The 8572-nt window shown below is 58.7% G+C and carries 5 protein-coding genes; 2 read left to right on the top strand and 3 right to left on the bottom strand.

Going from position 1 to position 8572, the window contains the following annotated elements; all coding sequences use genetic code 11:
* Nucleotides 1-807, top strand: an 807-nt coding sequence (locus tag ACZRMS_RS09310; protein ID WP_463995074.1) for a hypothetical protein, incomplete at its 5' end; no start/stop codon positions are given.
* 16 nt (nt 808-823) lie between these two features.
* Complete coding sequence (locus ACZRMS_RS09305) at nt 824-4864, top strand: Tc toxin subunit A-related protein (protein WP_463995073.1); 4041 nt, start codon at nt 824-826, stop codon at nt 4862-4864.
* A gap of 103 nt (nt 4865-4967) precedes the next feature.
* Here the strand turns inward: ACZRMS_RS09305 and ACZRMS_RS09300 are convergent, their stop codons facing one another.
* The 3 genes from ACZRMS_RS09300 to aauS are packed head-to-tail and all read right to left on the bottom strand — an operon-like array spanning nt 4968 to nt 8529.
* Nucleotides 4968-5294, bottom strand: coding sequence for a GlpM family protein (locus ACZRMS_RS09300; protein ID WP_463995083.1), 327 nt, complete (start codon nt 5292-5294; stop codon nt 4968-4970).
* A gap of 8 nt (nt 5295-5302) precedes the next feature.
* Nucleotides 5303-6628 carry a two-component response regulator AauR gene (gene aauR, locus ACZRMS_RS09295; protein ID WP_463995072.1) on the bottom strand — a complete coding sequence of 442 codons (1326 nt, stop codon included), beginning with the start codon at nt 6626-6628 and terminating at the stop codon, nt 5303-5305.
* Nucleotides 6625-8529, bottom strand: a complete 1905-nt coding sequence (gene aauS / locus ACZRMS_RS09290) for a two-component sensor histidine kinase AauS (protein WP_463995071.1) — start codon at nt 8527-8529, stop codon at nt 6625-6627. Before aauS ends, aauR begins: the two co-directional genes overlap by 4 nt.
* Between the last annotated feature and the right edge of the window lie 43 nt (nt 8530-8572).

The following is an 8572-nucleotide window of genomic DNA, read 5'->3' as shown; positions in this document are numbered from 1 at the left end:
CCGGAGCTGCAGGTGTTTATCGCCAACATCTACAGCACCCTGACCGGTCGCGCAGTGGTCGAAGCGGCGCGCCAGGCTACTGAAGACGCTGTTCTGCGCACCCAACTGGCGCGCCATATCGGCGCCGAGTTCAACCTCAAACCCAACATCGCCACTGCCGCCCTGGTCTGGGTCGACGCTGTGGCTGCGGCCATGGCGCCGTCCCTGCAAGGCTACAACCTGATGAGCTTCTGGGCAGACATCGAGCGTGTTGGTCTGGGCACGGTCACGCTGGATGCGCTGCCCCAAGCGGTGCAATACGCCTATCTGATGCGCCAGTTCGCCCAGGTCTGCCATTGGGCCCAGTTGGGTGAGCAGGATCTGGATGTGCTGCTGCCAGCAAGTGCAGCCATACCTTCAGCCCTGACCGGCGAACTGAACCCCCCGATCTTGACACTGCAGTTGTTGTTGCAGCTGTCACGTTATCGCAAGTGGCAACGGGAGTTGGTCGCCGAGGTGGCCGATGCCCGAGGTTTCCTGCAGCACGCAGCTGCGCAGGATCCGGTCCTGACGCTGGACGTTGCCGCGCAACAGATCAGCGACCTGCATGGCTGGGACCTGACGCAAACCCTTGTGTTGATGAATGGCAATGTGCCACGCAGTTTTGCGGCGCTGTTGCCCTTGCTGCAAAGAATGAAATTAAGTCAGCGCCTTGGTCTGTCTCCGACGGATCTGTTGTGGGTCGCCAAACTCACTGAGTCCGTCACTGTCAGTCAGGAAACGCTCGCGGTGATCGCCGCCAAAGTCATTGCCGCCGCACACGGCTAACCCGGGAGAAACTGCTATGAACGAGAAACTATTGGCCGGTCTGAACGAATCCCGGCGTGATGCTCTGGTGCCTTATTACCTCAAGCATGTGATCCCCCAACGAGGTTTGGGCACACTGGCGGACAAGATCACGACCGCCGAGGACCTGTACGAATACCTGCTGCTTGATCCGAAGGTATCCGGGCAGATCAAGACCAGCCGTATTGCCGAAGCCGTGGCCAGTGCCCAGTTGTACTTGCACCGCTGCCGCGAGCAGCTGGAGCCGAACCTGGATTTGATTGCGATGCAGCAAGCCTCCCGCGAGACCGGTTATTTCAGCCGCTGGAACGCTTATAACAAACGTTATGCTTCCTGGGCGGGTTTGCAGCGGCTGCTGTATTACCCGGCCAGCTATATCGACCCTGAGTTGCGGTACAACAAGACTCAGTTGTTTGAAGAGCTGGAAACCGCCATCAACCAGGGCCGTATCACCGAAGAGCGTGTGGAGCAGGCCTTTACCCAGTATGTGAGCGGGCTGCGCAAAGTGCTGGATATCCGTTATGACGCGGGGTATCAGGTCGAACCGGCTAATCAGAAAGGCGTGGCGTATTTCCTGGGCAGCATTCCCGGTACACCCGGTGAATATTACTGGCGTCGGGTCGACAACACGGATCACGGTACCAATGCCAAAGTGCGCAATATCGCGTCGTGGAGCCAATGGCTCAAGATTGATGCGCCGCTGCAGCCGTTAGCGGATAGCGTTCCTTCGATTGTGTTCTTTGCCAATCGTCTGCATGTGCTATGCGTGCATGAGTATGCAATGGACGCCACGACGCATGAAAGTAGCGGCGTATTTGATACTGAAGTGCACATGGTTCGCGAGCTGCAGATCGCAACCTTGAGGCCCAATGGGCAATGGAGCCTGCGTACCTGGCCTATAAATAACCATCCTGATGAGGTTTTTTCGGCCGAATTAAGAAGTACGGTAGCCAATAGTGAACCCGTGTTGGGTGTATTCCTTAGAACGCATAATGGACTAAGCCTGTATCGATTCAGCAAACTTTTACAGGTGATCGACTCACCTGGCACAGCGATCACATTGAACTTTACTTATGATGATTTGCAATTTTCTAATTATGCAGATATCCCTGTGCGCCAGCCATTAAGTTGGGCGCCTTCTACTCCGCCCACCCAGTCATGGGTAGTAACAAGTTTTAGTTATAACATAGGCGTTGCACTTGCTTTATTTACCCTTACCAGTATGAGTTTTTTGTCCAGCAATGGATCACTTAAACTGTCCATTACTGCCTTTGGGAGTCAAAATTGGAGTGTCAGTGTTGTTTTTGGTATCTATAAGTCGGGTTCGCAGTTGGCGAGGTACACGATTGTTCTTGCGGATGGTATAAGCAAAAATTATCAGGTAACAACATCTTGTGCATTCGCAGACTTTGCTCTGGATGCTTCGTACACGATAATGCTGATATCGTTATCAATCACCAATCAAGATCTTGTGCAGAGAATTGATAGGGAAATTCCTTTGCAAAGGAGCCATAACGGCACTTCCCCAATAGTCACTAACATCGCCCCCGGTGCTCATTTATGGATTCCCACAGCATTCAACAGCGCTGGCCGCACCCAAATGCTCTATACGATGCCCGGCAGCCATAGAGAATACACACTCACCACACTGGCCGGGCCCTTGCTGGAACAAAAAATGCTGGAGGGGGTAGATGCACTGCTGTCGTGGGATGTGCAGCAGATGTTTATCGATCCGGCTGGGTACGAAGGGGGCGCCATCAATCGTAAAGTCAGTTTCGAAGGCGGGGTGGGCCTGTATACCTGGGAGCTGTTCTTCCACGCGCCATTCTTGATTGCCAACCGCCTACTGGCTGAACAGCGCTTCGATGAAGCCGACCGCTGGTTCAAGCGCCTGTTCGACCCGGCGGGTTATCGCAACGCCGCCGGCGTACTGCAAATGAGCGGCTCTAAACCGCGCTACTGCAATGTACGGCCGCTGCAGGAAGATGTGACCTGGGGCCCCTCATCTCCGGTCGACACCGATGACCCGGACGTGATCGCCACCGCCGACCCCATGAACTACAAGTTGGCTGTGTTCCTGCGCGAGCTGGAGCTGTTGGCGGCCCGCGGTGATCAACTGTATCGCCAGCAAACCCGGGACAGCTTGGCCGAGGCCAAAATGTGGTACGTGCAGGCCCTGCAATTGCTCGGTACGCGGCCGGAACTGCCGCTGGCGCTGGCGTGGAATGCGCCGACGCTTGAGGCTGCCAGCACCGCGACCAACCTGCGATTACTGGAGCTGGAACAATTGGTTGAGGAGGATTCAGCGCTGCTGCCACCCGCTTCGCCGCGGCAGATCGCGGTGGTCAACGGGCCGTTCCGGCCACCGGTCGACAGTGCGGTGCTGGCTTATTGGGATCGTTTTGAAGGGCGCCTCTACAATCTGCGTCGTCACCTGTCCATTGATGGTCATCCGCTGTCGCTGGAATTGTTCGAGACTCCCATGGACCCCAAAGCGCTTCAGCTGGCACGTCTGGCTGGCGACGGCGCGGGAGGCGCACAAGCCGGGGGCACCCCGGTGCTGTGGCCGCAACGCTTCATGGTGTTGCTGGATCGTGCGCGCAATGCTGTGCAGCAGGTCATCCAGTTCGGCGCCAACCTGCAAGGGGTGCTGGAGCGGCGCGACGCCGATGCGTTGAACGTGCTGCAACAAACCCAGCAAGGCGGCTTGCTGGCCCTGATGGGCGAAGTGCATATGGCCAATCTGGCCTCATTGCAACATACCCTGACCGGCCTGCAAGACACCCAGGCTGCGACCCTGGCGCGCCAGCAACATTATGATGCGTTGTATGCGGAGAATATTTCCGCGAGCGAACAGCGTGCAATGGACTTGCGCAGTAACGCGGTCTTCCTTGAAACCACCTCAGGCGTGCTGCGCCTTACCGCCGGGGGGCTGAATCTGCTGCCCAATGTTGCGGGGATGGCCGTCGGGTGGGGTGAAGTGGGCGGCCTGGTGGATGCTTTCAGTGATGTGTTACGCCTGACTTCAAATGCGATGCAGGGCGAAGCCGTCAAGCTCGATAGCTCCGAGCAGTTCCGTCGTCGGCTTCAAGAGTGGGACTTGCAGCGTGATCAGGCGCGGCGTGAGGGTGAGGTGATCACCACCCAGATCGCGTCGCTCAACGAACAGATCGCCATGGCCAACAAACAACGCCAGCAAACCGAACTGGAACAGGCTTACAACGACGCGGTGCTGGAAGTGCTGACCACTCGCTTCACCGGTCAGGCCCTGTTCAATTGGCAGGCTGCGCGTATGTCCACTTTGTATTACCAGCTCTACGATTCAGTGTCGGCCCTGTGTACACAGGCTCAGGTCAGCTTGCGCTGGGAAACCCTGGACAATCGCAACTACCTGCGCCCCGGCAACTGGAGCGATCTGTACCAAGGGCTGCTGGCCGGCGAAAGCCAGTTACTGAGCCTGCAGCAAATGGAAGCGGCTTATCTGAGCTGGGACCAGCGTGCTCTGCAGGTGCGTAAAACAGCGTCGCTGCGCACCCTCGACCCGCAGTTGATCGACACCATCAGGCAGTTGCTGACACCTGATAGCCTGGCTGTCGTGGGCCGTGAAATAACTGAGCAGTCTGCGGGGGCAGTTCTGGACAGCGACAATAATCTGGTCGTGACCTTCCAACTGGTGAGTCTGAATATTCTGGACGACTATCCAGCCCACCTTAACCTTGGAGGCCGTCGTTTGATCAAGAGCCTCAGCGTGTCGCTGCCAGCCCTGTTGGGGCCATACGAAAACGTGCAGGCCGTGTTGCGCTACAACAGTTCCCATCAGTTGGCCAATGGCTGCAATGCGGTGGCGTTGTCCCATGGTCTGGATGACAGCGGGCAATTCATGCTGGACTTCAACGATGGGCAATACCTGCCGTTTGAAGGCTTGCCAGTCGACCAAGGGGAGTTCTCACTGGTGTTCCCCAATGCTCAAGGCAGCCAGAAGGCGATGTTGCTCAGTTTGAACGACATTATTCTGCATGTGAGCTACACGATCCGTTGACCGAACGCAGTGTGGAGACTCTGTTCCCGGTCAAGCCCCCCTGTGGGAGTGAGCCTGCTCACGAATGATCTTCGCGAGCAGGCTCGCTCCCACAGGGGGTCAATCAATGCAACCGCACCCATACGCTGACCAGCACGGTGGCAGCCATCAGCCACGCCACGGCGGCCAGGGCCAGTGACGTTTCGAGCCGCATACGGTCCACCAGCAGGTACAGGGCCGCCAGGTACACGAAATAGGGAATGATCGACCACATGCCGAAGACGATGGTGGTTTTCAGGTCGTCCAGTGAGCGCCCTTTGCCGACGATGTAGTGGGCAATCAGGGCAAAGGTCGGGAACAGCGGTACAAGCCCCGCGATGTAGTAGTTTTTGGTCTTGGCCAGCATTGCCAGAATGATCACCACGCCAGCACCAAGGGCAGCTTTCAGAATCAAATCCATTAGTGAGCCAGCCCGTATTTTTTGACTTTGTCGAACAGTGTGGTCTTGGCCATCCCCAGCTCCTGGCTGGCCTGGGTCAGGTTGCCGCTGCTGCGCTGCAAGGCGTCGTTGAGCAAATTGCGCTCGAAGGCCTCGACCGCTTCCGAAAAGCCGAGCCCCTGGGCGACATTGCTGCCCGGTTTTTTGAACGCGGGCAGGCCCAGGGCGAATCGCTCCGCCACGTTGCGCAGCTCACGCACGTTACCCGGCCAGTCATGGCTCATCAGGCTGGACAGGGTCTGGTTGTCCAGCTCGGGGGTTTCGCGGTCGAAACGCAGGGACGACTGCTGCAGGAAGTACTCGAACAGCTGCAGGATGTCTTCGCGGCGCTCGCGCAACGGCGGAAGTTCAAGGGTGACGACGTTCAAGCGGTAGTACAGGTCGCTGCGGAACTGGCTGACTTTGCTCAGTTGGTCGAGGTCGGACTTGGTGGCCGCGATTACCCGGCAATCCACATCGATGCTCTGGTTAGAGCCCAGTCGCTCCAGGGTGCGCTCCTGCAATACCCGCAGCAGTTTGATTTGCAGGTTAAGCGGCATGCTTTCGACTTCGTCGAGAAACAGCGTACCGCCATGGGCGTGTTCGATTTTGCCGATGCGGCGTTTGCCGGCGCCGGTGAATGCGTTGGCTTCGTGGCCGAAAATCTCGCTTTCAAACAGGTTTTCGGGCAAACCACCGCAGTTGAGGGCAACAAACTGCTGGGGCTGGCGCCGGCTGAAGTCGTGCAGGCAGCGGGCGACCAGTTCTTTGCCCGTGCCTGTTTCACCTTCAATCAGTACGTTGGCGGAGGTGTCGGCGACGTTGGCAATCAGTTCGCGCAACTGCTGCATGGCGGGCGAGCGCCCGATGATTCGTCCTTCAAGGGAGTCCCGTTCTGCCAGTTGCCGGCGCAATGACCACACTTCCCGCGCCAGGCTGCGTTGCTCCAGCGCGCGGCGGGCAACGTCGACCAGGCGTTCTGGGGAAAACGGCTTCTCCATGAAGTCATAGGCGCCATCGCGCATGGCACCCACGGCCATGGAAATATCGCCATGCCCGGTAATCAGCACCACCGGCAGGCTGCGGTCGCGAGCCTTGAGGCGTTTGAGCAGTTCCAGGCCATCGATCCCGGGCAGGCGGATGTCACTGATGACGATGCCGGGGAAGTTATCGCCCACCAGCGCCAGGGCCTGCTCGGCACTGCTTACGCCTTCGCTGCGAATGTCTTCGAGTGCCAGCGCCTGTTGGCATCCGAGCAGGACATGGGGGTCGTCCTCAACAATCAGGACGGTCAGCTCATTATTCATATCGACTCGGCCTTAGCGGGTTGCACCAGCGGTAAAAGAAGGACAAATGCGACACCACCACTGGCCGGGAACTCGACACTGAGGTTGCCGCCAGCGGCTGCGGCCAGGCTGGCCGACAGGGTCAAGCCCAGGCCCAGGCCCTGTTCGCCGGGTTTGGTGGTGAAGAAGGGTTCAAATAAATGTTTGCGGGCTTCTGGCTCAATCCCGGGGCCGTTATCGCGCACTTGCAGGCGGTATTTGTCTTCACGGGTTTCGCCCTCCAGCCATAGCCGGGGCGGGGTCGACTGCCCCTGCATGGCGTCCAGTGCGTTACCAATCAGGTTGACCAGGATTTGCTCAAGCCGGGTCTGGTCAATCTTGAGTGGCTCATCACTGAGATCGCGTTGCAGCTGTACGCCGGACTCTTCCAGGCGACTGGCGAGCAGTTGCAGGGCTGCATCCACAGCCTTGCCCAGGCTGGCCTGGCCATGGTCATCGCCACGGCGGGCAAACGAGCGCAGGTTGGCGGTGATGCGGCCCATGCGGTCGACCAGGTTGTTGATGGTACTGAGGTTCTCGGCGGCGACCTCGAGATTGCCGCGCTCAAGGAAGCGCACGGTATTGCCCGACAGCGTGCGCAAGGCCGCCAAAGGCTGATTCAATTCATGGGCAATGCTGGTGGACATCTGCCCGATGGCGGCCAGTTTACCGGCTTGTACCAGTTCATCCTGGGCCCGGCGCAGGGTGTCTTCAGCCTGGCGCCGTTCACGGATCTGGCCCTTGAGCCGTTCGTTGCTGGCTCGCAAGTGAGTGGTGCGTTCGGCGATTTTACGTTCCAGCTGGTTGTTGGCTTCCTGCAGGGCTTCGCGGGCTGCGAGGCGGGTGGCGATGACTTTGCGCCGTTCGTTCCAGGCAATCAGCAGAAAGGCCAGAAAGGCGAATGCGACCGCCACCAGCATGCCCTGATTCGCCGCTTCCCGGCGCAGGTCCTGCAAGGGCGTGAGCAGGGTGATGTCCCACGGGGTGTCATTGAGCTTGCGGGTTTGCGCCAGGTAGCTGACTTCCTGCTGGTCAGTGACCACTTCGCTGTTGGTGGCAAAGGTGACTTTCTCCACCCCTTCGGCCAGATGCTCGCGTTCCAGCGGCTCCAGCTCATTGAGCGGCCACCAGTAGTACTGAAGGCTGCGGGCCAGTTTCTCTTTGGTTTCCGCGGTGAGCGGGCGTACGGACTTGAGCCGTCGGGACGGGTCGCTGGACAGGATGATGATGCCGTTTTCGTCGCTCACATAGGCTTCGAGACGGGCGCGTTGCCAGCGTTCTTCCAGGGCTTCGAGGCGGACCTTGATCACCGCTACACCAATGATCTTGCCTTGTTCTTCGAGGCCGTGGGCCAGGTAATAGCCGGGCTCGCCGGAGGTGCTGCCGATCCCGTAAAAGCGTCCCGGCTGGCCGCGCACGGCGTCTTGGAAGTAGGCGCGAAATGACAGGTCTTCGCCCAGATAACTGTCGGTATCACGCCAGTTGCTGGTGGCCATTACACGGCCGGTGGTGTCGAGCACATAGATGGCCCGGCTGCGGCTGCGACGGTTGAGGCCTTCGAGGTATTGATTGACGGTGACCCGGTTTTGCACGGTCGGGTCAGCCAGTAATTCAGAGACGCTGGACTCCAGCTCCAGCAGGCTGGGCAGGTAGGTGTATTTGCCCAGTTCGCTCTCGACGGTGCGGGCATGAAGTTCAAGCTGGCGTTCGCCGTTTTCGCCGAGCGCGCGGATACCGAAGTGTTCGCTGACGCGATAGCCCGCGTAGCCCAGCCCGATGGTCAACAGGATGATCAGCGGCGGCAACAGGAAATGACGGAGCAGACGAGGTTTCACGGCAAGTGAGGGCGGAGCACCGCGATAAAGAGTGGGGTCGCATTTCATCACAGATGCCTTGGGTCAACCACTGAAACAGAGTTCAGCGCAG

This window comes from Pseudomonas sp. B424, from assembly GCF_055408345.1.
Note: the sequence above shows the minus strand (reverse complement) of the source record. Positions and strands in the feature narration are given on the sequence as shown.

Coding starts and splice junctions, on each gene's coding strand:
- aauS (WP_463995071.1), bottom strand. CDS start 8,529: ATGAAATGCGACCCCACTCTTTATCGCGGTGCTCCGCCCTCACTTGCC.
- ACZRMS_RS09305 (WP_463995073.1), top strand. CDS start 824: ATGAACGAGAAACTATTGGCCGGTCTGAACGAATCCCGGCGTGATGCT.
- aauR (WP_463995072.1), bottom strand. CDS start 6,628: ATGAATAATGAGCTGACCGTCCTGATTGTTGAGGACGACCCCCATGTC.